The 20,773-nt window shown below is 70.2% G+C and carries 21 protein-coding genes; 3 read left to right on the top strand and 18 right to left on the bottom strand.

Annotated features, from left to right (window positions below):
* Positions 1-4: 4 nt before the first annotated feature.
* The 7 genes from mutM to ACFC1J_RS01595 form a co-directional block, all read right to left on the bottom strand.
* Positions 5-910, bottom strand: coding sequence for a bifunctional DNA-formamidopyrimidine glycosylase/DNA-(apurinic or apyrimidinic site) lyase (gene mutM / locus ACFC1J_RS01625; RefSeq protein WP_375901886.1), 906 nt, complete (start codon positions 908-910; stop codon positions 5-7).
* On the bottom strand, positions 903-1,595 hold the full coding sequence (rnc, locus tag ACFC1J_RS01620; RefSeq protein ID WP_375901884.1) for a ribonuclease III: 693 nt from the start codon (positions 1,593-1,595) through the stop codon (positions 903-905). Before rnc ends, mutM begins: the two co-directional genes overlap by 8 nt.
* Positions 1,596-1,609: 14 nt before the next feature.
* Positions 1,610-1,819, bottom strand: a complete 210-nt coding sequence (rpmF, locus tag ACFC1J_RS01615; RefSeq protein ID WP_013586329.1) for a 50S ribosomal protein L32 — start codon at positions 1,817-1,819, stop codon at positions 1,610-1,612.
* 32 nt (positions 1,820-1,851) lie between these two features.
* Positions 1,852-2,319 carry a DUF177 domain-containing protein gene (locus ACFC1J_RS01610; RefSeq protein WP_045273339.1) on the bottom strand — a complete coding sequence of 156 codons (468 nt, stop codon included), beginning with the start codon at positions 2,317-2,319 and terminating at the stop codon, positions 1,852-1,854.
* 106 nt (positions 2,320-2,425) lie between these two features.
* Entirely contained in the window at positions 2,426-2,923 is a 498-nt protein-coding gene (gene coaD, locus ACFC1J_RS01605) for a pantetheine-phosphate adenylyltransferase (protein ID WP_045273263.1), read from the bottom strand.
* A gap of 90 nt (positions 2,924-3,013) precedes the next feature.
* Positions 3,014-5,191, bottom strand: a complete 2,178-nt coding sequence (locus ACFC1J_RS01600; RefSeq protein WP_375901880.1) for an ATP-dependent DNA helicase RecG — start codon at positions 5,189-5,191, stop codon at positions 3,014-3,016.
* 86 nt (positions 5,192-5,277) lie between these two features.
* On the bottom strand, positions 5,278-6,078 hold the full coding sequence (locus ACFC1J_RS01595; RefSeq protein ID WP_375901879.1) for an alpha/beta fold hydrolase: 801 nt from the start codon (positions 6,076-6,078) through the stop codon (positions 5,278-5,280).
* Positions 6,079-6,194: 116 nt separating this feature from the next.
* Between ACFC1J_RS01595 and rsmD the strand changes: the two genes are divergently transcribed.
* Entirely contained in the window at positions 6,195-6,770 is a 576-nt protein-coding gene (rsmD, locus tag ACFC1J_RS01590; RefSeq protein ID WP_375901877.1) for a 16S rRNA (guanine(966)-N(2))-methyltransferase RsmD, read from the top strand.
* A gap of 3 nt (positions 6,771-6,773) precedes the next feature.
* Here rsmD and thiL read toward each other — a convergent pair whose 3' ends face one another.
* Positions 6,774-7,808, bottom strand: coding sequence for a thiamine-phosphate kinase (thiL, locus tag ACFC1J_RS01585; protein ID WP_375901875.1), 1,035 nt, complete (start codon positions 7,806-7,808; stop codon positions 6,774-6,776).
* A gap of 23 nt (positions 7,809-7,831) precedes the next feature.
* Here thiL and ACFC1J_RS01580 point away from each other — a divergent pair, with 23 nt between their 5' ends.
* Entirely contained in the window at positions 7,832-8,356 is a 525-nt protein-coding gene (locus ACFC1J_RS01580) for a DUF3515 domain-containing protein (RefSeq protein ID WP_375901873.1), read from the top strand.
* On the opposite strand, the gene ACFC1J_RS01575 is transcribed toward ACFC1J_RS01580, so the two are convergent.
* The 7 genes from ACFC1J_RS01575 to ACFC1J_RS01545 all read right to left on the bottom strand — a co-directional run bounded on the left by ACFC1J_RS01575 (position 8,353) and on the right by ACFC1J_RS01545 (position 15,951).
* Positions 8,353-9,435, bottom strand: coding sequence for a D-alanine--D-alanine ligase family protein (locus ACFC1J_RS01575; protein ID WP_375901871.1), 1,083 nt, complete (start codon positions 9,433-9,435; stop codon positions 8,353-8,355). The genes ACFC1J_RS01580 and ACFC1J_RS01575 overlap by 4 nt on opposite strands.
* Positions 9,341-10,489, bottom strand: coding sequence for an NAD(P)H-dependent glycerol-3-phosphate dehydrogenase (locus ACFC1J_RS01570; RefSeq protein ID WP_375901869.1), 1,149 nt, complete (start codon positions 10,487-10,489; stop codon positions 9,341-9,343). The genes ACFC1J_RS01575 and ACFC1J_RS01570 overlap by 95 nt, the downstream gene beginning before the upstream one ends.
* The gene (locus tag ACFC1J_RS01565; RefSeq protein WP_375901867.1) at positions 10,479-11,231 is read right to left on the bottom strand and encodes a lysophospholipid acyltransferase family protein; all 753 of its coding nucleotides are present in this window, start codon (positions 11,229-11,231) and stop codon (positions 10,479-10,481) included. Before ACFC1J_RS01565 ends, ACFC1J_RS01570 begins: the two co-directional genes overlap by 11 nt.
* Position 11,232: 1 nt before the next feature.
* Entirely contained in the window at positions 11,233-12,591 is a 1,359-nt protein-coding gene (murA, locus tag ACFC1J_RS01560) for a UDP-N-acetylglucosamine 1-carboxyvinyltransferase (RefSeq protein ID WP_375901865.1), read from the bottom strand.
* 75 nt (positions 12,592-12,666) lie between these two features.
* Positions 12,667-13,299, bottom strand: a complete 633-nt coding sequence (gene leuD, locus ACFC1J_RS01555; RefSeq protein ID WP_375901863.1) for a 3-isopropylmalate dehydratase small subunit — start codon at positions 13,297-13,299, stop codon at positions 12,667-12,669.
* A 2-nt stretch (positions 13,300-13,301) separates the two neighbouring features.
* Positions 13,302-14,741 (bottom strand): 3-isopropylmalate dehydratase large subunit, encoded by a 1,440-nt coding sequence (gene leuC, locus ACFC1J_RS01550; RefSeq protein WP_375901861.1) that lies wholly within the window; start codon positions 14,739-14,741, stop codon positions 13,302-13,304.
* 208 nt (positions 14,742-14,949) lie between these two features.
* Complete coding sequence (locus ACFC1J_RS01545; protein ID WP_375901860.1) at positions 14,950-15,951, bottom strand: TerC/Alx family metal homeostasis membrane protein; 1,002 nt, start codon at positions 15,949-15,951, stop codon at positions 14,950-14,952.
* Positions 15,952-16,262: 311 nt separating this feature from the next.
* Here ACFC1J_RS01545 and ACFC1J_RS01540 point away from each other — a divergent pair, with 311 nt between their 5' ends.
* Complete coding sequence (locus ACFC1J_RS01540) at positions 16,263-17,714, top strand: DUF222 domain-containing protein (RefSeq protein WP_375901859.1); 1,452 nt, start codon at positions 16,263-16,265, stop codon at positions 17,712-17,714.
* Between the two features lie 208 nt (positions 17,715-17,922).
* Here the strand turns inward: ACFC1J_RS01540 and ACFC1J_RS01535 are convergent, their stop codons facing one another.
* The 3 genes from ACFC1J_RS01535 to ACFC1J_RS01525 form a co-directional block, all read right to left on the bottom strand.
* On the bottom strand, positions 17,923-18,924 hold the full coding sequence (locus ACFC1J_RS01535; RefSeq protein ID WP_375901857.1) for an Fpg/Nei family DNA glycosylase: 1,002 nt from the start codon (positions 18,922-18,924) through the stop codon (positions 17,923-17,925).
* Positions 18,924-19,409, bottom strand: coding sequence for a ribose-5-phosphate isomerase (locus tag ACFC1J_RS01530; protein ID WP_375901856.1), 486 nt, complete (start codon positions 19,407-19,409; stop codon positions 18,924-18,926). The genes ACFC1J_RS01535 and ACFC1J_RS01530 overlap by 1 nt, the downstream gene beginning before the upstream one ends.
* A gap of 62 nt (positions 19,410-19,471) precedes the next feature.
* Positions 19,472-20,662 carry a ferrochelatase gene (locus ACFC1J_RS01525; RefSeq protein ID WP_375901854.1) on the bottom strand — a complete coding sequence of 397 codons (1,191 nt, stop codon included), beginning with the start codon at positions 20,660-20,662 and terminating at the stop codon, positions 19,472-19,474.
* Positions 20,663-20,773 lie beyond the last annotated feature (111 nt).

The following is a 20,773-nucleotide window of genomic DNA, read 5'->3' as shown; positions in this document are numbered from 1 at the left end:
CGCGTCAGCGCCGCCGCTGACACCTCGGACAGAAGTGGCTCGAGCGGTTCATGAACGCGTCGCGCCGGATCGGACCGCCGCAGCGCGGGCACGGCAGGCCCGTGCGGCCGTAGGCGTTCAGGGAGTGCGCGAAATAACCGGCCTCGCCGTTGACGTTGACGTATTGCGCGTCGAAGCTCGTGCCGCCCTCAGCCAGCGCCTTCTCCAGCACGGCCCGCACCTCGGCCAGAAGGCGGTTCACGGCCACGGTCGACAGCGCGGACGCCGGAGTCTCGGGGTGGATCCGTGCCGCCCAGAGCGACTCGTCGGCGTAGATGTTGCCGACACCGCTGATCAGGCCCTGATCCAGCAGCACGCGCTTGATGGCGCTCGATCGCGCGCGCAGCGCACTGCGGAACACGCTGTCCTGGAACGCCTCGTCCATGGGATCCCGCGCGATGTGCGAGACCTGCGAGGGGATCAGCGGCTCGGTGCTCCCCCACCCCGCGGCGCGGGCATCGGCGGTCGGCACGAGCGCGTCGACGGCGAGGGATCCGAACGTGCGCTGATCGGCGAAGACGACGGCGAGTTCGCCGTGCTGCGGGTGCTCCACGAACAGCCGGATCCGCTCATGCCGCTCCGTCGCAGCATCGGGACGGCGCAGCAGCAGCTGCCCGGACATGCCCAGATGCCCGACGATCGCGGAACGTCCGCCCGTCCCCGCTGTCGCGAGAGGCATCCAGAGGAACTTGCCGCGGCGCGCCACGGTCGCGACCTCGGATCCCTCGAGCCGCGCGACGAAGTCGGCGGCACCCGCAGCGTGCCTCGTGAGCGCTCGCTCGTCGTGCACGGTCACCGCGACAATGCGCGCCCCGGTCATCGCCGGCGCGAGGCCGGAGCGGACGACTTCGACCTCGGGCAGCTCAGGCACGGTCGCTGAGCGCGTGCCAGGCGGCCAGCGCCGCAGCCATCTCCGCCGTCTTCTTGCTCGTGCCCGTGCCCGTGGTCGCGAGGTCGCCCGCGGTCACCGTCGCAGTGAAGCGCCGGTCGTGATCGGGTCCCGTCGAAACCACCTCGTACGCGGGTGCGCTGAGCCCGAGCCGCGCGGACAGCTCCTGCAGCGCGGTCTTCGGATCCATCGCCGCCCCGTACCGCTCGGGGTCGCCGAGCAGCGGCTCGATGAGCCGCAGCACGAGGGCGGTCGCGGCCTCGGGTCCCGCCGACAGGTACGTGGCGCCGAACACGGCCTCCATGGTGTCGGCGAGGATCGAGTCCTTGTCGCGACCGCCGGTGCGCTCCTCCCCGTTTCCGAGCAGGATGTGCGCGCCGAGGCCGATGCCGCGGGCGACCTCCGCCAGGGCGACCGTCGACACCACGCTCGCGCGTCGCTTCGCCAGCGATCCTTCGTCGAGATCGGGAAGCGTCGTATAGAGCATGACCGTCACGGCCTGGCCGAGCACGGAGTCGCCGAGGAACTCGAGACGCTCGTTGTGCGGGACGGCCCCGTTCTCGTACGCGTACGAACGATGCGTCAGCGCAAGCTGAAGCAGCTCGGGGTCGATATCGACTCCGAGCTGCTCAGAAAGAGGGCGCGTCCCTGCGGGGACTTCTGCCATGATCGACGGATCGATCAGACGTCGGCGACCTTGCGGCCCTTGTACTCGAGGAACAGCTCGGTGCCCTGCGAGTCGGTGACGACCTTCGCCTGGTGGGGGCGGCTGTAGACGACCTTGCCGTTCTCGATGGTCTTGACGAGGGCAGGAGCCTCCGCCTTCCACTGCGCGCGACGCGAGCGGGTGTTCGAACGGGAGACCTTGCGCTTCGGGGGGTTACCGGCCATGGTTGCTTACCTTCTGTGTTCTGGGCGCGCAGCTATTCCGCTGCGTTTCCGTGGTCTGTGATCTGCTGGAGCGCGGCCCATCGAGGATCGACGGGAGCGTCCTGCTCTTTCCCGGCGCTTCTGGTCAGCCGCTCACCGGTCTCGGGGTCGAGTCCAGGGCAATCCGGCTGACACACCGGCTGAAACGGGAGCGCCAAAACCACCGCGTCCCTGACCAGAGTTTCAAGATCCACGTGGTCGTCTTGAACCTCGAAGTCGTTCGCTTCCTCTCCAGGGTACGCGAAAAGCTCCTGAAACTCGACTTCGACAGGCTCTTCGATCGGATTCAGGCATCGCCCGCACTCTCCGCGGTACGTCGAATCGACCTCACCGGTGACGAGGATGCCCTCGTGCACCGACTCCAACCGGGCGTAGAGATCGATCTCCTCGCCCTTCTCGACGGAGACGAGGCCTTCGCCCCACTGCTCCTTGAGAGGGATCGTGATGCGGTGCTCGCGCATCTCTCCCGGTCGGCGAACGATGTCGCGCACGGGCAGCACGAACGGTCCATTGCGTCGCGTCTTCACCGGGACAGTCTACCGGGCCGACCTGGACGGTGGCCGGTCCTCAGATCCCGCGCGAGCCGGTGTCGAGGAAGCGGGCGACCGCGGGCGGCACGAACGGGGAGACATCGCCGCCGAGTGCCGCGACCTGGCGCACGAGCGAGCTGGAGACGAGCGCGTGCGCGGGATCCGGCAGCAGGAACACCGTCTCGATGTCGGCGAGGTGGCGGTTCACGATCGCCATCGGCGACTCGTACGCCACGTCGACCTGCGAGCGGATGCCCTTGACGAGCACTCCGGCGTTCACATCCCTGGCGTAGTCGACCAGGAGGCCCATGCTCCAGGAACCGACGATGACGGTTCCCACGACACCGGCTTCGGCGATCGACTCCTCCAGCAGGGTGAGGCGCTGCGCGACCGGCAGCATCGCCTGCTTGTCGGGGTTGTGCACCACCAGCACATGCAGCTCGTCGTAGAGGGCCGCCGCGCGTCGGATGACGTCCAGGTGGCCGAGGGTCGGCGGGTCGAAGGAACCGGGGACGACGGCGATCCGAGCGCTCACTTCGTCTCCTCCGATCGCTCAGTGCATCGCATGCCTCCACCCTAGCGGCGCGGATCTCTGCGTCGGCCGAGCGGCAACGGCCGGGCGCGCTCAATTCTTGGCCAGCGCCGCACGATCGTCGATGCTGAGCCGCTGCGCCATCGCCTCGCGCAGCCCTTCGTGCTGCTGCAGCGCAGGATCCGCCTCGATGATCTCCTCGGCGATCGCGCGGGCCTGCGCGATCAGATCCGAGTCCTTGATGACCCGCAGCAGCTTGAGCGAGGACTTCGCCCCGGATTGGCGGGCGCCGAGCACGTCGCCCTCGCCGCGCAGGTCGAGGTCGACCTCGGCGAGCACGAAGCCGTCGAGCGTCGCGGCCACCGCGTCGACCCGATCGCGAGCGGGGGTGCCCTGCTCCGCCTCGGTGACCAGCAGGCACAGTCCGGGCACGCCGCCGCGGCCGATGCGCCCGCGCAGCTGGTGCAGCTGGGAGACACCGAACCGGTCGGCCTCCAGCACGATCATGGTCGAGGCGTTCGGCACGTCGACGCCGACCTCGATCACGGTCGTCGCGACGAGCAGGTCGATCTCCCCGCGGGCGAAGGACTGCATGATCGCGTCCTTCTCGTCGGCGGCCATGCGTCCGTGCAGACCGGCGATGCGCACCGCGCCCAGCTTCGGATGCGTCGCGAGTGCGGCCAGCAGCTGCACCACGCCCCAGCGCGGCCCGCGGTTCTCCTCCTCCTCGTCCGCGAAATGCTCCTGATCCGCCTCTTCCGCGCCGTCGTCGGTATCGATCGCCGCGCACACGGCGAACACCTGACGGCCCTTCTCGATCTCCTCCGCGGCCCGTTCCCACACGCGGGCGAACCAGCCCGGATGGTCGGCGAGCGGGGCGACGAAGGTCTCGATGCCCGCGCGGCCGCGGGGCATCGTGCGGATCACCGAGGTGTCCAGGTCGCCGAACACCGTCATCGCGACCGTGCGAGGGATCGGAGTCGCCGTGAGCACGAGCGCGTGCGGGCTGGTCCCCTTGGCGCGCAGGGCCTCGCGCTGCTCCACGCCGAACCGGTGCTGCTCGTCGACGACGATGAGGCCGAGGTCGGCGAAGGTCGTCTTCTCCCCCAGCAGCGCGTGCGTTCCCACCACGATGAGGGCCTGCCCTGCCGCGACCCTCAGGGCGGCTTTGCGCCGCTCGGGGGCGGACATCTGCCCCGTGAGCAGCGTGGGCATCACGAGCGGGGCGAGCTTCGGCCCGAGCATCTTCGTGATCGAGCGCAGATGCTGCCCGGCGAGCACCTCGGTCGGCGCGATGAGCGCCGCCTGACCGCCCGACTCGGCGACCTGCAGCATGGCGCGCAGGGCGACGAGCGTCTTGCCGGATCCGACCTCACCCTGCACGAGCCGGTTCATGGGTGCCCCACCGATGAGGTCCGCGGCGATCGTCTCGCCCACCGTCTCCTGATCGGGGGTGAGCTCGAACGGCAGCGCGGCGTCGAAGCGCTCCAGCAGCCCGCCGGGTTTCGCCGGCCGAGCCGTGGCGTCGAGCATGCGTACGAGGTAGCGCTGCTGCATGAGGGCGCTCTGCAGCGTGAGCGCCTCGTGCATGCGCAGCGTGCGGATCGCCGGCGCGATCTCGTCCTTGTTGCTCGGCCGGTGGATCCGCTCGAGCGCGACGCGGGCGTCGAGCAGGCCCTCCTCGCGGCGCACCTCGTCGGGAAGCGGCTCCGGCACGAGGCCGAGATCGTCCAGGACCGTGCCGACCATCTTCTCGATCTGCCACGTGGTGAGCGCCGCCGTGGCCGGGTAGATGGGCAGCGGCGTGGTCACCATCACATCCGCCTGGGTGCGCGCACGCAGCTCGTCATCGAACATCTCGTACTGGGGGTGTGCGAACTGGGTGACGCCGCGGTAGTCGCCGACCTTGCCGGTGAACACGCCGCGCCGGCCGACCCGCAGCTCCTTCTCGCGCCATTCGAGCTGGCCGCGGTACTTGGCGAAGAACGTCAGCACCATGCGGCCGACGCCGTCGCCGATGTCGACCGTCATCATCGCGCCGCGACGGTTCTTCATGTCGCGCACGGTCACCGACATCACCTCGGCCACGATCGTGACCGTCTCACCCTTCGGAAGGTCGAGGATCGGCGTGAGTTCGCCGCGGTTGGCGTAGCGGCGGGGGTAGTGCGAGAGCAGATCCCAGACCGTGCTCATGCCGAAAGCCTTCTGCAGCGCCTTCGCATTCCCGTCGCCGACCGCGACGGCGAGCGGCGAATCGAGGCGGAGCGGCATGCTCAGAAGTCTAGAACGGGCCCCGGACAGCGCGCGCCGCTGCGCGCAGCCGCACGGCGGTGCCGCCGCCCGCGGCTGGCCCGGGCTCAGCGTGCGAGGAACTCCAGCGCGGCATCGCGGAACGCCTTCGACCCCGGCGCGTTGAAGTGATGCCGGCTGGGGATCTCGAAGAACGATCCGTGCGGCGAGGCGTCCGCCAGGCGGCGGGAGCCGTCGATGATGGGATCCTCGGAGCCGGTCGCGAAGAGGATCGGCTGGGCGGGAGCCGTCGCCGGATCCGGATCGATCGTGCGCGCCTCCCCGCGCATGCCGAGCGCGAGCGCGAGCATCACGTCGAGATCGTTGCCCGGCACGCGTTCGGTCAGGGCGATGTAGTCGCGCGTGGCGGGGTCGGTGACCGGCGTCCCCTCCGCCAGGTACGCGCGCACCTCTGCGACGTCGAGCCGCTCCAGCGGACGCCCGTCGGGGATCCCGCCGAGCACCGCGCGCGGGATGCGGTCGCCCAGATCGCGCAGGACCTCCCAGCCGACGCGGGCGCCCAGCGAGTAGCCGACGTAGAGCGCCTCGTCGACGAGGTAGGTGTCGAGCACCTGCTCGATGTCGCCCGCGAGCCGGTGCATCGTGTAGTCCTCGGGCTGGCGCGGCTTCTCGCTCGCGCCATGGCCGCGCTGGTCGATGCCGAGTACCCGGTATCCGGCGTGCTCCAGGCTGCGCGCCCAACCGGTGAGCACCCAGTTGTCGCGCGTGCTGGAGGCGAACCCGTGCACGAGCAGCACGACGGGCGCATCCGGATCGCCCCAGGTGTACGTCGCGAGCCCGACGCCCTCGCCCGCCTCGATGATCTGCGGGCGGGGCATGCTGATCAGTTCTGCAAGGGGTTCGGCCACCCTTCTATCTTGGCCCCGCACGGCCCGCCGAGAGCCGTTCCGCCGCCGGTATGACGCGGCGCGTCGCAGCCGCGGCCCCGGTGGGCGGGGCACCCTCAGGCGAATAGGGTGAACGGGTGACGAGAATCATCGCCGGTTCCGCCGGCGGCACCCGCCTGGACGTGCCGGGGCAGGGAACCCGCCCCACGAGCGATCGGGTGCGCGAATCGCTGTTCGGCGCGCTCTCCTCGATGGACGCGATCGCCGACGCGCGCGTGCTCGATCTGTACGCCGGATCCGGCGCGCTCGGCCTCGAGGCGCTCAGTCGCGGCGCGCGCAGTGCCGTGCTCGTCGAAAGAGGACGCGCCGCCGCGGCGGTCGTCCGCCGCAACGCCGCGGCCGTCGCGAAGGCGCTGGGCGGCGACACGGCAGGGAGGACGAGCGTGCAGGAGTCCTCCGTGCACAGCTACCTCGTCCGCGCCGCGGGCCCGTTCGACCTCGTCTTCACGGACCCGCCCTACGACCTGTCCGACGCCGACATGACGGCGGACCTGGCGGCTCTCGCCCCGCTGCTCTCCCCCGACGCCGTCGTCGTGATCGAGCGTGCGAAGCGCTCCACTCCGCCGGACCTCGCCGCCGCCGGCCTCGAGCTCCTCCGGGAGAAGGTCTACGGCGACACCGCGCTGTGGTGGGCGGAGCCGACGACGCCCTGACCGTCAGCGCCGGGCGTCGGCGCCGGCGTCCCGGTAGGGATCCCAGCCGAGTGGTCCGACCGGCTCGCCGTCGCACAGCACAGGGGCCTCCGGCACCGCGGCGATCACGGATCCGATCCGGCGGAAGCCCGGCGGCAGCATTCCCACGGGGAACGCGGCGAGCAGCGCATGGTCCTCGCCGCCGGCCAGTGCGCGATGCGGGTGCGCGCCGAGGGCGGACCGCTCCAGGGCGATCGTGACCCCTGAGGCCTCCGCCATGCGGCCGGCGTCCAGCGCGAGCCCGTCGGAGACGTCCATCATCGCCGTCGCTCCGGATATCGCGGCCATAGGGCCGAGTCCGATCGGCGGCGTCGGGCGCAGCTGCGCGGCGATCGCGTCCGCCTCCCCCTCGTCCAGCGCCGCGGCGTCGACGGGAACCGCCACGCCGTCACGGTGGAAGCGCTGGAACAGCACCGAGAGCCCGTGGCCCGCGACCCCCATCTCCCCCGCGATCGCGATGTCGTCCCCCACCCGGGCGCCGGAGCGGGTGACGGCCGGCCGGCCCTCGAGGTCGCCCAGCGCGGTCACCGCGATCATCAGGGTCGCCGACACGGTCAAGTCGCCGCCGACGACGGCGCAGCCGGGGGCGAGAGCGGCGCAGGCGTCGCGGAAGCCGTCGGCCAGCGCTGCGATGAAGGAGAGCCGGCGGTCCTTCGGCACGGCGAGCGCCACCAGCAGCGCCGTGGGACGGGCGCCCATCGCCGCGATGTCGGCGAGGTTCACCGCCGCCGACTTCCAGCCCAGGTCGTAGCCGCTCGACCACGCCGCACGGAAGTCCGGGCCCTCCACGAGCGTGTCGGTGGTCGCCACGACCGATCCGGACGGCGCCGCGATCACCGCCGCGTCATCGCCCGGGCCGAGCAGCGCGTCGCGCCCCGCGGGCGTGCGCGTCAGGATCGTGCGCAGCACCCGCCCCTCGCTCACCTCGCCGATCATCGGATCGTCGGATCCCGAGTCCTCCACGGTCGCATCGGATCCCGGAGCTGAAAGGTCCACCATGGTCTCAACGGTAGCCTGGAGGGATGCCCCGCCGTCTCGCCGTCGCCACCGCCCTCGTGCTCGCAACGGGGCTGCTGGCCGGGTGCAGCTCGACCGTCCATCTGAACGCCGCGGACGACGCGAACGACCCGCGCTGCGCCGATGTGACCGTGCGGCTCACGAACGTGCCCGCGATCGACGGGCACGAGCGGCGCTGGACCGATGCGCAGGCGACCGCGGCCTGGGGCGATCCGTCCGTCGTGCTGCTCACCTGCGGCCTGCCGGAGGCGGAGCCGACGAGCGCTCTCCAGTGCATCTCCCTGCAGGGCATCGATTGGCTCGTGGACGACTCGAAGAGCCCCTACCTGACGCTCACGACGTACGGCCGCAAGCCCGCCGTGCAGCTCTACATCAACAGCAAGCCCGACGAGCCGAACAAGGGCGTCAGCGCGAACGACGTGATCGGCAACAAGAGCCTCGCCGCCGCGATCGCGACGATCCCCGCCACGCACGCCTGCACCGAGCGGCCCGGGGCGGACGCGACGCCCACCCCGAGCCCGTCGAACTAGCGGCGCAGACCCGCCTCGATCAGCTCCGTGATGAGGTCGCGATAGCTGAGTCCCGACGCGATCCAGCACTTCGGGAACATCGAGATCGGCGTGAAGCCGGGCATCGTGTTCAGCTCGTTCACCACGAGCGTCCCGTCGGCGGTGAGGAACATGTCGACCCGCGCGAGCCCGCGCCCGTCGACCGCCTCGAACGCCTGGATCCCGGCCTGCTGGATCGCGGAGACCTCGGTGTCGGAGAGCTCGGCAGGGCAGACCACGTCCACGCCGTCGCCGCCGAGGTACTTGCCTTCGAAGTCGTAGAAGCCCCGTGAGGTCAGCACGATCTCGCCCGGCACCGACGCACGCGGCCCTTCGGCGCCCTCTAGGATCGCGACCTCGATCTCGCGGCCGACGACGCCCGTCTCCACGAGCACCTTGTCGTCCTCGGCGAGGGCGATGCGCATCGCCTCGTCGAACTCGGCGGGATCGGTCACCTTGGAGACGCCGACGCTGGAGCCGGCGCGGGCCGGCTTGACGAACAGCGGCGATCCGAGCGCGCCCGCGGCGGCGCGCACGCCCACAGGATCCTGCTCCCACTGCCGCGCGCGCACGGTGATCCAGGGTGCCACGGCGATGCCCGCGGACTGCAGCGCGACCTTCATGAAGTGCTTGTCCATGCACAGCGCGGAGTCGAGGACCCCGCCGCCGGCGTAGGGCACCTCGAGCGTGTCGAAGTAGCCCTGGAGCGTGCCGTCCTCGCCATGCGGTCCGTGCAGCAGCGGCAGCACCACGTCGATCGCGCCGAGGTCGTCGACGGAGCCGTCGGCGCGGGTCACGCGCAGCGTGCGGATCCCGCCGGGCTCGGGCCACTGGATCCGAGTGCCGTTGTCGGCCACTTCGGGCAGGTGCGCCGCGGCGAGCGGGAACTTCTCGGGCTCGTCGTCTTCGAGGACGAACGCGCCCTCGCGGGTGATCCCGACGGGGATGACGTCGTAGCGCTCCCGGTCAAGGGCGCGCAGCACCCCGCCCGCCGTTGCGGAACTGATCGAGTGCTCGCTGGAGCGTCCTCCGAAGAGCACCACCACCGTCTGCTTGTCCATTGCCCGTCCCTTCCCCCTGCGGGGTGTCGTCGTCGGTGGTCAGATGGGGGGCGATGTCGCGCGGATCCATGGCGCCGTCCAGCACCATCTTCACCTGCTCGACGATCGGCATCTCCACGCCGGCGGCGCGGGCCAGCTGCAGGATCGGCGCGACGGACGCGAGTCCCTCGGCCGTCTGCTGCATCTGCTTGACCACGTCCTGGAAGCTGTATCCCTGGCCGAGCAGGCGCCCGGCCGTGTTGTTGCGGCTGAGCGGCGACTGGCACGTCGCGATCAGGTCGCCGAGGCCGGCGAGACCCTGCAGGGTACCCGGCTGCGCGCCGTTCGCCACCGCGAAGTCGGTCATCTCGACCAGGCCCCGGGTGATGATCGACGCCTTCGTGTTCTCGCCGTAGCCGACACCGTCCACGATGCCGATCGCGACAGCGATGAGGTTCTTCAGCACGCCGCCGAACTCCGTGCCGACGACGTCGGTGTTCACGAAGCTGCGGAAGTAGCGGTTGCGCGCGGTGCGCGCGACGATGTCGGCCGTCTCCTGGCTGTTCGAGGCGATGACCGCGGCCGTGGGCTGCTCGCGGGCGATCTCGAGCGCCAGGTTCGGACCGCTCGCCACCGCGATGCGGTCGGGATCGCAGCGCAGCTCCTGCTCGATCACCTGACTCATCCGCAGTCCGGTGCGCTTCTCGACGCCCTTCATGAGGCTCACCACAGGGATGTCGGAGTCCCGCAGCAGCGGGCGCAGCGCCTTCAGGTTCTCCCGCAGCGTCTGGCTCGGCACCGACAGGTACACCTGCTCGGCGCCCTGGATCGCCTCGGCCAAGTGGTGCGTGGCCGTCATCGAGCGCGGCAGGTTGATCCCGGACAGGTACTGCGAGTTGCGCTTGGCCTCGGCGATCTCGTGAGCCAGCTCCTGCCGGCGCGCCCACATCGTGACCTGGGCGCCGCCGTCGGCGAGGATCTTGCCGAAGGTGGTCCCCCAGCTGCCGGCCCCGATCACCGTGACGCGCGGCCCGAGCGGGATCGACGCGGTGCGCGGTGCATTCCTAGGAGTCAAGGCGACCCGTCTCCCTCTGGCCGTGCTCGGCCGGGTTCCAGCGCTGGGCCGGGGCCTTCTCTCCGCGCAGCTCCTCCAGCAGGGCCGTGATCGCGGTCATCAGCCGGTCCGTGGCCTCCACGAGGGCGGCGTTCTCTCCCGCTCGGTCGTACAGGTCGGAGATGTCGACCGGATCCCCGATCACGACGTCGACCTTCTTGCGCGGCGGCCAGAGGCTGAGGCCCTTCTGGTACCGGCCCATGATGTTCTGCGTGCCCCACTGCGCCATCGGGATCAGCGGGATCCGCCCGGCGAGGGCGAGCCGCACAGCGCCCGACTTGCCGCGCATGGGCCACAGCCCGGGATCGCGCGTCAGCGTGCCCTCGGGGTAGACGATCACACCGCGGCCGTGCTGGACCAGCTCCTTCGACTGCGCGATGGTCTGCTTCGCGGCGGTGACGGAGGTCGACCGCGCGACGGGGATCATCCCGGTGCCGCGCAGCGCCCAGCCCAGCACCGGCACCCGGAACAGGCTCTCCTTCGCCATGAAGCGGGGGGCGCGGCCGAGCCGCCACACCGCGACGGCGACGATCAGCGGATCGAACTCCGAGTAGTGGTTCGGCGCCAGTACGAAAGCGCCCGAGCGGGGCAGCTTGTCCGCGCCGCGGACGCGGATCTTCGCCAGGAACGCGACGAACGGCACCACGAAGACCGCCAGGAACCAGAACAGGCTCGGGCGGGTCTTCTCGGCGGTCGCGCGCATGTCAGCCGATCACATCGAAGTCGGCGCCCAGCGCGGTGAGCTTGTCGAGGAACTTCTCGTAGCCGCGGCTGAGGATGTCGACGCCGGAGACCTTCGACTCGCCGGTCGCCGTGAGGGCGGCGATGACGTGGCTGTAGCCGCCGCGCAGGTCGGGCACCACGATGTCGGCGGCGTGCAGCGGAGTCGGGCCGGTGATGACCGCAGCCTGCTCGAGGTCGCGACGGGCGACGCGGCGGGGGCCGTCCTGCAGACCGTGCGGGTGCACGACGATGTCGGCGCCCATCTTCACGAGCGCGGCGGTGAAGCCCATCCGGTTCTCGTACACGGTCTCGTGCACGACCGAGCGGCCGCGGGCCTGCGTCAGCGCGACCACGAGCGGCTGCTGCCAGTCGGTCATGAAGCCGGGGTGCACGTCGGTCTCGACGATGACCGGCTTCAGCTCGCCGTCGCGGCGGAACAGGATCCCGTCCTCGCGCACGTCGAACCAGCCGCCCGCCTTGCGGAAGACGTTGAGGAAGGTCAGCATCTCCTGCTGCTTCGCGCCGCCGACGAAGATCTCGCCGTCGGTGGCGAGGGCGGCGCATGCCCAGGAGGCGGCCTCGTTGCGGTCGAAGATCGAGCGGTGGTCGTAGCCGCGCAGCGTCTCGACGCCCTCGATCAGGATGACCCTGTTCGGCTCGTAGGAGATGATCGCGCCCATCTTCTGCAGCACCGCGATGAGATCCATGATCTCGGGCTCGATCGCCGCGTTGCGCAGCTCGGTCTGTCCCTGCGCACGCACCGCGGTGAGCAGCACCTGCTCGGTCGCGCCCACGCTCGGGTACGGCAGGTGGATGTTCGCGCCCTTCAGCCCGTTCGGGGCGGAGAGGCGGATGCCGCTGGGCAGCTTCTCGACGACGGCGCCGAACTTGCGCAGCGCGTCGAGATGGAAGTCGATGGGGCGGTCGCCGATGCGGCAGCCGCCGAGATCGGGGATGAAGGCCTGGCCCAGGCGGTGCAGCAGCGGGCCGCAGAACAGGATCGGGATCCGGGAGGCACCGGCGTGGGCGTCGATCTCCTCGAAGTGCGCGGACTCGACGTCGCTCGGGTCGAAGATGAGCGCACCGGGCTCGTCGCCCTCGGTGACGCGCACGCCGTGCACCTCGAGCAGGGAGCGCACCACGGCGACATCGCTCAGATCGGGGACGTCGCGCAGCGTGCTCGCGGTCTCGCCGAGGAGGGTGGCGACCATGGCCTTGGTCGCCAGGTTCTTCGCGCCCTTCACGTCCACCCGGCCGTGAAGTGGCCGTCCGCCGCGGATTGCCAGGACATCGCCCGAAGGCTTCGAAGCGAGCGTGGTCTCGTGCAGCGGTGTCGTCATTCAGGGCCTCTTCTTGTGGAACGGGCGCGGCCGGAGCCGTCGGGCGGATGCCCCAGGCTCACGGCCGCGTCCGGTTCACAGAACAGGAAGCGTACGTGGCCGCCACGACTCGCGGCGGGCCTCGAACTGCGCGATCTTGTCTTCGTTGCGCAGCGTGAGCCCGATGTCATCGAGCCCTTCGAGGAGCCGCCATCTAGTGTAATCGTCGATCCCGATGGTGGTCTGGAAGACGGGCTCGCCTGTCGCAGGTCCCGCAGCACCGGAGGCGCCGATCGAGGCGGTCCGCGCCGCGAGGTCGACCGTGATCTCGCGGCCGGGATCCTCGTCGATCAGCGCCCAGATCCGCTCGATGTCGGCTTCGTCGACGGTCGCCGCGAGCAGTCCCTGCTTGCCGGAGTTGCCGCGGAAGATGTCGGCGAAACGCGGGCTCAGCACGACCTTGAACCCGTAGTCGCGCAGGGCCCACACGGCGTGCTCCCGGCTCGATCCGGTGCCGAAATCGGGGCCGGCCACGAGCACCGACGCGTTCCGGAACGGCTCCTGGTTGAGAACGAACTCCGGATCCTGACGCCAGGCGTGGAAGAGCGCATCCTCGAAGCCGGTCTTGGTGACCCGCTTCAGGAACACCGCGGGGATGATCTGGTCGGTGTCGACGTTGGAGCGCTTCAGCGGGGCTGCGACGCCGGTGTGGGTGGTGAACTTCTCCATGCTCAGGCCTCCTGCCCGTTCTCGACGAGGTCGCTCGGGCTGGACAGCGTGCCGCGCACCGCCGTCGCCGCGGCAACGAGGGGCGACACGAGGTGCGTGCGCCCTCCCTTGCCCTGACGGCCCTCGAAGTTGCGGTTGCTCGTCGATGCGCACCGTTCGCCCGGGGCGAGCTGGTCGGGGTTCATCCCCAGGCACATCGAGCACCCGGCGAACCGCCACTCCGCGCCGAAGTCGGTGAAGACCTTGTCCAGGCCCTCGGCCTCGGCCTCGAGGCGCACGCGGGCGGATCCGGGGACCACCATGACGCGCACGCCGTCGGCCTTCTTCTTGCCCTTGATGACCGAGGCGAAGGCGCGCAGATCCTCGATCCGGCTGTTCGTGCAGGAGCCCATGAAGACGGCGTCGACCTTCACGTCCTTGAGCGGAGTGCCGGGCGTCAGATCCATGTACTCGAGCGCTCGCTCTGCGGCGCTGCGCTCGTTCGCGTCGGCGATCTCGGCCGGGTTCGGCACCGAGGCCGAGAGCGAGACGCCCTGACCGGGGTTGGTCCCCCAGGTGACGAACGGCTCCAGGGCATCGGCGTCGATGAACACCTCGGCGTCGTAGGTCGCACCCTCGTCGGTCGGCAGCGTCCGCCAGTACGCGACGGCGTCGTCCCAGTCCTGACCCTGCGGCGCGTGCGGCTTGCCCTGCACGTACTTGAAGGTGGTCTCGTCCGGGGCGACCATGCCCGCCCTGGCACCGGCCTCGATCGACATGTTGCAGATCGTCATGCGGCCCTCCATCGACAGGGCGCGGATCGCGCTGCCGCGGAACTCGAGCACGTATCCCTGCCCGCCGCCGGTGCCGATCTTCGCGATCACGGCGAGGATGATGTCCTTCGCCGTGACGCCCGGCCGCAGTGTGCCGTCGACCGTGATCGCCATGGTCTTGAACGGCTTCAGCGGCAGCGTCTGCGTGGCCATGACGTGCTCGACCTCGCTCGTGCCGATGCCGAAAGCCATCGCGCCGAACGCGCCGTGCGTCGAGGTGTGCGAGTCGCCGCAGACCACGGTGATGCCGGGCATGGTGAGCCCCAGCTGCGGTCCGACGACGTGCACGATGCCCTGTTCCGCGTCGCCCAGGGAGTGCAGGCGCACACCGAACTCCGCGGCGTTGCGGCGCAGCGTCTCGATCTGCGTGCGGCTCGTGAGGTCGGCGATCGGCTTGTCGATCGCCAGCGTCGGGGTGTTGTGGTCCTCGGTCGCGATCGTGAGGTCGAGACGGCGCAGCGGCCGCCCCTCGGAGCGCAGGCCGTCGAAGGCCTGGGGGCTGGTGACCTCGTGCACGAGGTGCAGGTCGATGTAGATGAGATCGGGCTCGCCGTTCTCGCCCTTCACCACGAGGTGATCGTCCCAGACCTTCTCTGCCAGCGTCCGGGGGCGGGGGGATGCGTCGTTCATGCGTTGCTTCTCCTGGGTAGTGGTGCGGCCGTGTCCCCTGAAGAGCAGGGCGCGACTCCGCGGCGAGAGAGGCCTAGATCGAGGTCTCGCCGCGGCTGCTAAGGAGAAGCTGCACCGCCTGCATGCGGATGAGTTTACCTCGGCCCAGGGTGGGTGTTTCCCACCCACCCTGGGCGGTTCCGCAGACGGAGAAGGGGGCGCCGACGGGTCACTCGGCGAGAGCGCGCTCGCGGCGCTTCTCGCGTCCCGAGGCGATCAGGCTCGCCCCGGTGGCACCGAGCATCGCGACGACGATCACCGTGAGCGACAGCCAGATCGGCACGTCCGGCGCCCATTCGATGGGCTTGCCGCCGTTGATGAAGGGCACGCTGTTCTCGTGCATCGCGTGCAGCACGAGCTTGACGCCGATGAAGGCCAGGATCACCGCGATGCCGTAGTGCAGGTACCGCAGGCGATCGAGCAGATCCCCGAGCAGGAAGTAGAGCTGGCGCAGACCCATCAGCGCGAAGATGTTCGCGGTGAACACGAGGAAGCTGTTCTGCGTGATGCTGAAGATCGCAGGGATCGAGTCGATCGCGAACATCAGGTCCGTGACGCCGATCGTGACGAACACGATGATCATCGGGGTCCAGATCCGCTTGCCGTCGACGACCGTCCGCAGCTTGGGGCCGTCGAACTCGTCGCTCACAGGGACGAGCCGGCGCACCAGGCGCACGGCGAAGCCCTCCTTCGCGGCCGTCTCGTCCTCCTGTTCCTTCTCCGGCATCGCCTGGCGGATCGCGGTCCAGATGAGGAAGGCGCCGAACAGGTAGAACACCGGCGCGAAGTTCTCGATGATCGTCACGCCGAGCAAGATGAACACGCCGCGCAGGACCAGCGCGATGATGATGCCGACCATCAGCACTTCCTGTTGCAGCCTCCGCGGCACCGAGAACTGGGCCATGATCAGCACGAACACGAAGAGGTTGTCGATCGAGAGGCTGTACTCCAGCGCCCATCCGGTGAGGAACTCCCCCGCATGCTGCCCGCCCGCGACGGCGAGCAGGAGCCCGGCGAATCCGAGTGCCAGGGCGACGTAGAACACGACCCAGAGCGTGGACTCCTTGGTGGAGGGGATGTGCGGGCGCCAGCGCACGATCAGCAGGTCGCCGATCAGGATCAGCAGCAGAACGGCGAGCGAGACGATTTCGAACCAGACGGGAACGTCCACAGGGGCCTTTCGAGGAGGTCGGTCAACGGCCGAAAGTCTCTTCCCCGCCGGATGGCGGCCACGCGCCCGGAGGCCCGGCAGCGGGCCTCGTGATGACGATCGCGTGAAGTCGGAATACTCCCCTTCGCAGAGTCCATTCTATGGCACGAGCGGGGGCGGGAGCTTCGGTCAGCACGGAGGGCGCACGACGGACGGTGCGTTCGGTCTGTTGATTGTCCTCCACGGTTTGGTCTTCTGACGAGTTCTGCACCGTTTGGAAATCCCGGGTGATCTGGGGTTCGAATGTCGGTGGCCCCGAGGAGGATGGGGGTATGAGGACGTTGGATGCGATCGCGGCGCTGATCCCGACCCTGGCCGGGCGGATCGGTGCGGGTGCGGGCGCGTCGGAGGTGCAAGCGGTTGTGGAGGGGCTCGCGGATGACGCGGCGGTGGCGGTGCTTCGGGAGGCGGGTGAGGTCGGGCGGTTGGTGGAGCAGGTGCAGGTGATCTGTGCCGGGGTGATCGCACGACGCTCGTCGCGGGACGCGGGACATACGGGGTTGGCGCAGGCGCGTGGGCACCGGTCCGCGGCGTCGCTGGTGCAGGAGCTGGGCGGGATGAGCAAGGGTGAAGCGGCCCGGCAGGTGCGAGTCGGGGAAGCACTGCTCGCGGACGACGCGCTGGTGGACGGTGCTGATCCCGATCCGCCGGACGGCGGCCCGCTGGATGAGCCCATCGCGCGGGACTGGCGGCAGGTGTTGCGGGAGGGGTTGCGGTCAGGGGTGGTGACGTCGGCGCAGTTCGATGCGATCCGCCGCGGACTCGGCGATCCACCCGAGGGCGCCGACGATGCCTGGGCGGAGGCCGCCGCACAACTCATCGACGAAGCCGGGCGGCGGACCGTGGAAGAACTGGCCGCATCGGCCCGGACGATCCGGGACCTGCTCGACCCCGACGGGGCCGAAGCCCGATTCGCGGCCCGGTATGAGAAGCGGGCGTTTCGGACCTGGTTCGACCAGGACGGGATGCGGCGGGCGTCGATCGCGTTCGACGACGAAGGCGGCGCATTCGTGGACACGATCTTCAACGCCGCGTTGCGGCCCCGCCGTGGCGGGCCCCGGTTCGTCGACGCCTCCGAGAAGGCGTCCGCCGCAGACCTGTCCGTGGATCCGCGGACCAACGATCAGCTGTCCTACGACCTGCTCCTCGACCTCATCCGCGCCGGAGCGCTCGCTGACCCGGCCGCGGTGTTCGGCACCCGGCAGGCCGGACTCCGGCTCGTGCAGCAGATCACGGCAGACGGTTCTCCCGCCGCGGTAGCTGTCACCGAGGACGGGCTCACCGCCCTCCCCGCCACGGTCGCGGAAAGACACGTCTGCGACGCCGGGACCCTCCCCGTCACCGTGGATGCGAGTGGGAACCCGCTCGACGTGGGACGGGAATCACGGCTGTTCACCCCGACACAACGCGTCGGGCTCGCTGTCAGAGACGGCGGATGCCGGTGGACCGGGTGCGACCGGCCCGCGTCCTACTGCGAAGCCCACCACATCGACGAATGGGCCCGAGACGACGGCCACACGAACATCGACCGCGGCATCCTGCTCTGCCGCTTCCACCACATGCAACTCCACCACGGGCGATGGCACATCACCCGCGACGGGAAACACGACTTCGTCCTGCACCACCCGGGCGGGGAACAGAACGTGCTGCACCCGAGACTCGCCCTGAAATACGCCTGGGGGAACATCGACCCACCACCCAAACGATTCCATCCCACCGCCTGAACCGGGGCTCACCCCGGGCGTGGCGCCAGGCGTGGGAAGACGACCGCTTCCCTGCCATGTCGCGCAGCACCATCCATGGCGTGGCGATAGTGGCCGTCAGTGACAGCCGCGATCGTCACTGACGGCAGCGATCGCCGGCGAAAGCCGTCGCGAACAGGACGCGGTAGACGCGGGCAGGACGCCGTCGATCAGAGACCGTCGCGCCCGTTCACGCCTGGCAGCGCGGGCACCAGTACAGCTTGCGGGCGCCGATCTCCTCGAGAACGATGTCGGTGCCGCACACACGGCACGGCAGTCCCGTGCGGTGATACACCCAGTGGCGATCGTCACGGTGCGCCATTGCGGCGCGGTACTGATCGGCCGAGAGATCGTCCATGGTCATCATCTGACCTGTCTCGACGCCGATCGCGAGCAGGCGCACCCAGTCCCGCCAGAGCGCTCGCACGGTCTCCTCCGGCACATCGCGCCCCGGAGTGTGCGGGTTCAGCTGCGCGCGGAACAGCAACTCGGCGCGATACACGTTGCCGATCCCGCTGACCACGGACTGGTCCATGAGCAGGAGCGCGATCGGCACAGCCCGACGCCGCACCGCGGCGACGAAGCGCTCCTCGCCCGCGTCGACATCGCCCACGAGCGGATCCGGCCCGAGCTTCGCGACCGTCGCCAGCATCTCGTCCGGCGTCTGCAGCACGCACGCGGTCGGTCCGCGCAAATCCGCGCAGGTCGAATCCGTCATGAGGCGCAGGCGCACCTGCCCGACCACGGGCGGCGGCCACTCGGCGCCCTCGTCCGCGAGACCCTTCGTCGCCTCAGACATGCGCACATGCACGCGGGTCTTCCGCGGGGCGCCGATGGATGCCAGCGAATTCTCGCCGGCATCGTCCAGGATCGGCGCCTCATCGAGATCCGTGCCGCGCTGGTTCGTCTGCCCCATCCGTCCGTTCGCCGACGCGATGGTCGGATCCACGAGGATCTCGCCGGAGAAGTCCCAAGCGCCGTAGAGCCCCAGGTGCACGCGCAGCCACAGATCCCCCTCGGTCTCGAGGAACATCTGCTTGCCGACCGCCTGCACGCTCTCCACGGTCCGGCCGTCGAGCAGCGCGGCGCCCTCCGCGAACCGCCCCTGAGGGCTCGACGCGACGACGGGCTTGCCGACGAAGTTGCGCGCGAACTGCCGCGCGATCCGATGGACGGAATGACCCTCGGGCATCAGGCGCGCGGGTCCGGGAGCAGAGATCCGTCGCGCTCGAAGTCGGCGATCTGCGCGATCCGGCGCACGTGCCGCTCCTCGTCCGAGAACGGCGTGGCGATGAAGCGGTCGATGAAGCCCGCGACCTCGTCGAAGGTGTGCTGGCGCGCACCGATCGCGATCACGTTCGCATCGTTGTGCTCCCGCGCCAACTCGGCGGTCGCGATGCTCCACACCAGGGCGGCACGGATGCCCTCGACCTTGTTCGCCGCGATCTGCTCGCCGTTGCCGGATCCGCCGAACACCACTCCCAGCGCGTCGACGCCGGCGCGCTGGTCGTCGATCGTCGCCTGCGCTGCGCGGATGCAGAACGCCGGGTAGTCGTCCAGCGCGTCGTACTCGACGGGGCCGTGGTCCACGACCTCATGCCCCGCCTCGGCGAGGTGATGCTGCAACTGCGTGGAGAACTCGAGACCGGCGTGATCGGTGGCGATGTGGATGCGCATGGCTCAATCCTACGGAGCGCCGCGACCGCCGCGGGCGGCGTGACGCGGCCCCGCAGAAGGGGTCAGGGCGCGATGCCCGCCGCGGCGGGCTTGAATCCCGCACGGATGTTCTCGCAGCACCCGGGACGGCACACGTCGAACGCGGGGCCGAGCGCCGTGACGTGCGCGCGATCCGCCGCAGGGCGCCCCTCCAGCCGTTCCTGGATGAGGTCGACGATCCCCGCCACGAAGGAGTCCGACACGCCGGGCGTCGGTGTGCGCACGAAGGCGAGGCCCGCCTCGGCGGCCGCGTCCTTCGCCTCGGTGTCGAGGTCCCAGAGCACTTCCATGTGGTCGCTCACGAAGCCGAGCGGGACCACGGCGACCGCGGTGCGACCGCGAGCGGGCAGCTCCTCGATCACGTCGCAGATGTCGGGTTCGAGCCAGGGCTGCGAAGCGGGGCCCGAACGGGACTGGTACACGAGCTCCCACGGGACGCCGGCCGCGCTCGGCAGCAGCTCGGCCACGCGGCTCATGACCCACGCCGCGACGGCCTCGTGCTGCGCGGCGTACGCGCCGCCGGGACCCCAGTCGACGTCGCGAGGGCCGGAGCGCAGCGCGTCGTCGGTCGGCACGCTGTGCGTCGTGAACAGGACCTGGACGGCCGCCGCATCGGCGCCGTCGGCCGTGAAGCCGACGATCGCGTCGCGCACCCCCTCGACGAAGGACGTGACGAATCCGGGGTGGTCGTAGAACGGGCGGATCTTGTCGATCGTCACCGTCTCGCCGAGACCGGTCTCGTCCAGCACGCGAGCGAAGTCCTCGCGGTACTGACGGCAGCTGGAGAAGGAGCTGTACGCGCTCGTCGCGAACGCCAGCAGAGTCGTGTCGCCGCTCTCCGACGCTGCGGTCACGGCATCGGACAGATACGGGGCCCAGTTCCGATTGCCCCAGTACACGGGGAGGTCGATCCCGCGACGCACGAGCTCGGACTCGAGTGCGGCCTTGAGCGCGCGGTTCTGCGCGTTGATCGGGCTCACGCCGCCGAAGTGACGATAGTGATGCGCGACCTCTTCGAGCCGCTCGTCCGGGATGCCGCGACCGCGGGTGACGTTGCGCAGGAACGGGATCACGTCGTCCTGGCCTTCGGGTCCGCCGAATCCAGCGAGCAGGATGCCGTCGTACGCGACGGGCGTCTCGACGAACTCGGGCCCGCTCGCGGCGGGCTCGGAGGCGAAGGGGACGGTTGCTGCGGTCACATTACGAGCACTCACCCTCCTATCTTCCCCTGAAGTTCCTTTGCCACCGCCGAGCGCCGGCCGAGCGCATGGCGCCGCCGCGGGAGCCCAGAGGAGCCCGCCGAATCGTGCGAGACGCGCTCTGGC

Source organism: Microbacterium sp. NPDC056052 (assembly GCF_042266785.1).
In the GTDB taxonomy this organism is placed as follows: domain Bacteria; phylum Actinomycetota; class Actinomycetes; order Actinomycetales; family Microbacteriaceae; genus Microbacterium.
Note: the sequence above shows the minus strand (reverse complement) of the source record. Positions and strands in the feature narration are given on the sequence as shown.

Bases quoted from the DNA above. Each gene is read 5' to 3' on its own strand.
- thiL (WP_375901875.1), bottom strand. From the start codon at position 7,808: ATGGTGGACCTTTCAGCTCCGGGATCCGATGCGACCGTGGAGGACTCG.
- ACFC1J_RS01610 (WP_045273339.1), bottom strand. From the start codon at position 2,319: ATGCGCGAGCACCGCATCACGATCCCTCTCAAGGAGCAGTGGGGCGAA.
- ACFC1J_RS01580 (WP_375901873.1), top strand. From the start codon at position 7,832: ATGCCCCGCCGTCTCGCCGTCGCCACCGCCCTCGTGCTCGCAACGGGG.
- ACFC1J_RS01600 (WP_375901880.1), bottom strand. From the start codon at position 5,191: ATGCCGCTCCGCCTCGATTCGCCGCTCGCCGTCGCGGTCGGCGACGGG.
- rpmF (WP_013586329.1), bottom strand. From the start codon at position 1,819: ATGGCCGGTAACCCCCCGAAGCGCAAGGTCTCCCGTTCGAACACCCGC.
- rnc (WP_375901884.1), bottom strand. From the start codon at position 1,595: ATGGCAGAAGTCCCCGCAGGGACGCGCCCTCTTTCTGAGCAGCTCGGA.
- murA (WP_375901865.1), bottom strand. From the start codon at position 12,591: ATGACGACACCGCTGCACGAGACCACGCTCGCTTCGAAGCCTTCGGGC.
- ACFC1J_RS01535 (WP_375901857.1), bottom strand. From the start codon at position 18,924: ATGCCCGAGGGTCATTCCGTCCATCGGATCGCGCGGCAGTTCGCGCGC.
- leuD (WP_375901863.1), bottom strand. From the start codon at position 13,299: ATGGAGAAGTTCACCACCCACACCGGCGTCGCAGCCCCGCTGAAGCGC.
- ACFC1J_RS01530 (WP_375901856.1), bottom strand. From the start codon at position 19,409: ATGCGCATCCACATCGCCACCGATCACGCCGGTCTCGAGTTCTCCACG.
- leuC (WP_375901861.1), bottom strand. From the start codon at position 14,741: ATGAACGACGCATCCCCCCGCCCCCGGACGCTGGCAGAGAAGGTCTGG.
- ACFC1J_RS01565 (WP_375901867.1), bottom strand. From the start codon at position 11,231: ATGCGCGCGACCGCCGAGAAGACCCGCCCGAGCCTGTTCTGGTTCCTG.
- ACFC1J_RS01575 (WP_375901871.1), bottom strand. From the start codon at position 9,435: ATGGACAAGCAGACGGTGGTGGTGCTCTTCGGAGGACGCTCCAGCGAG.
- ACFC1J_RS01540 (WP_375901859.1), top strand. From the start codon at position 16,263: ATGAGGACGTTGGATGCGATCGCGGCGCTGATCCCGACCCTGGCCGGG.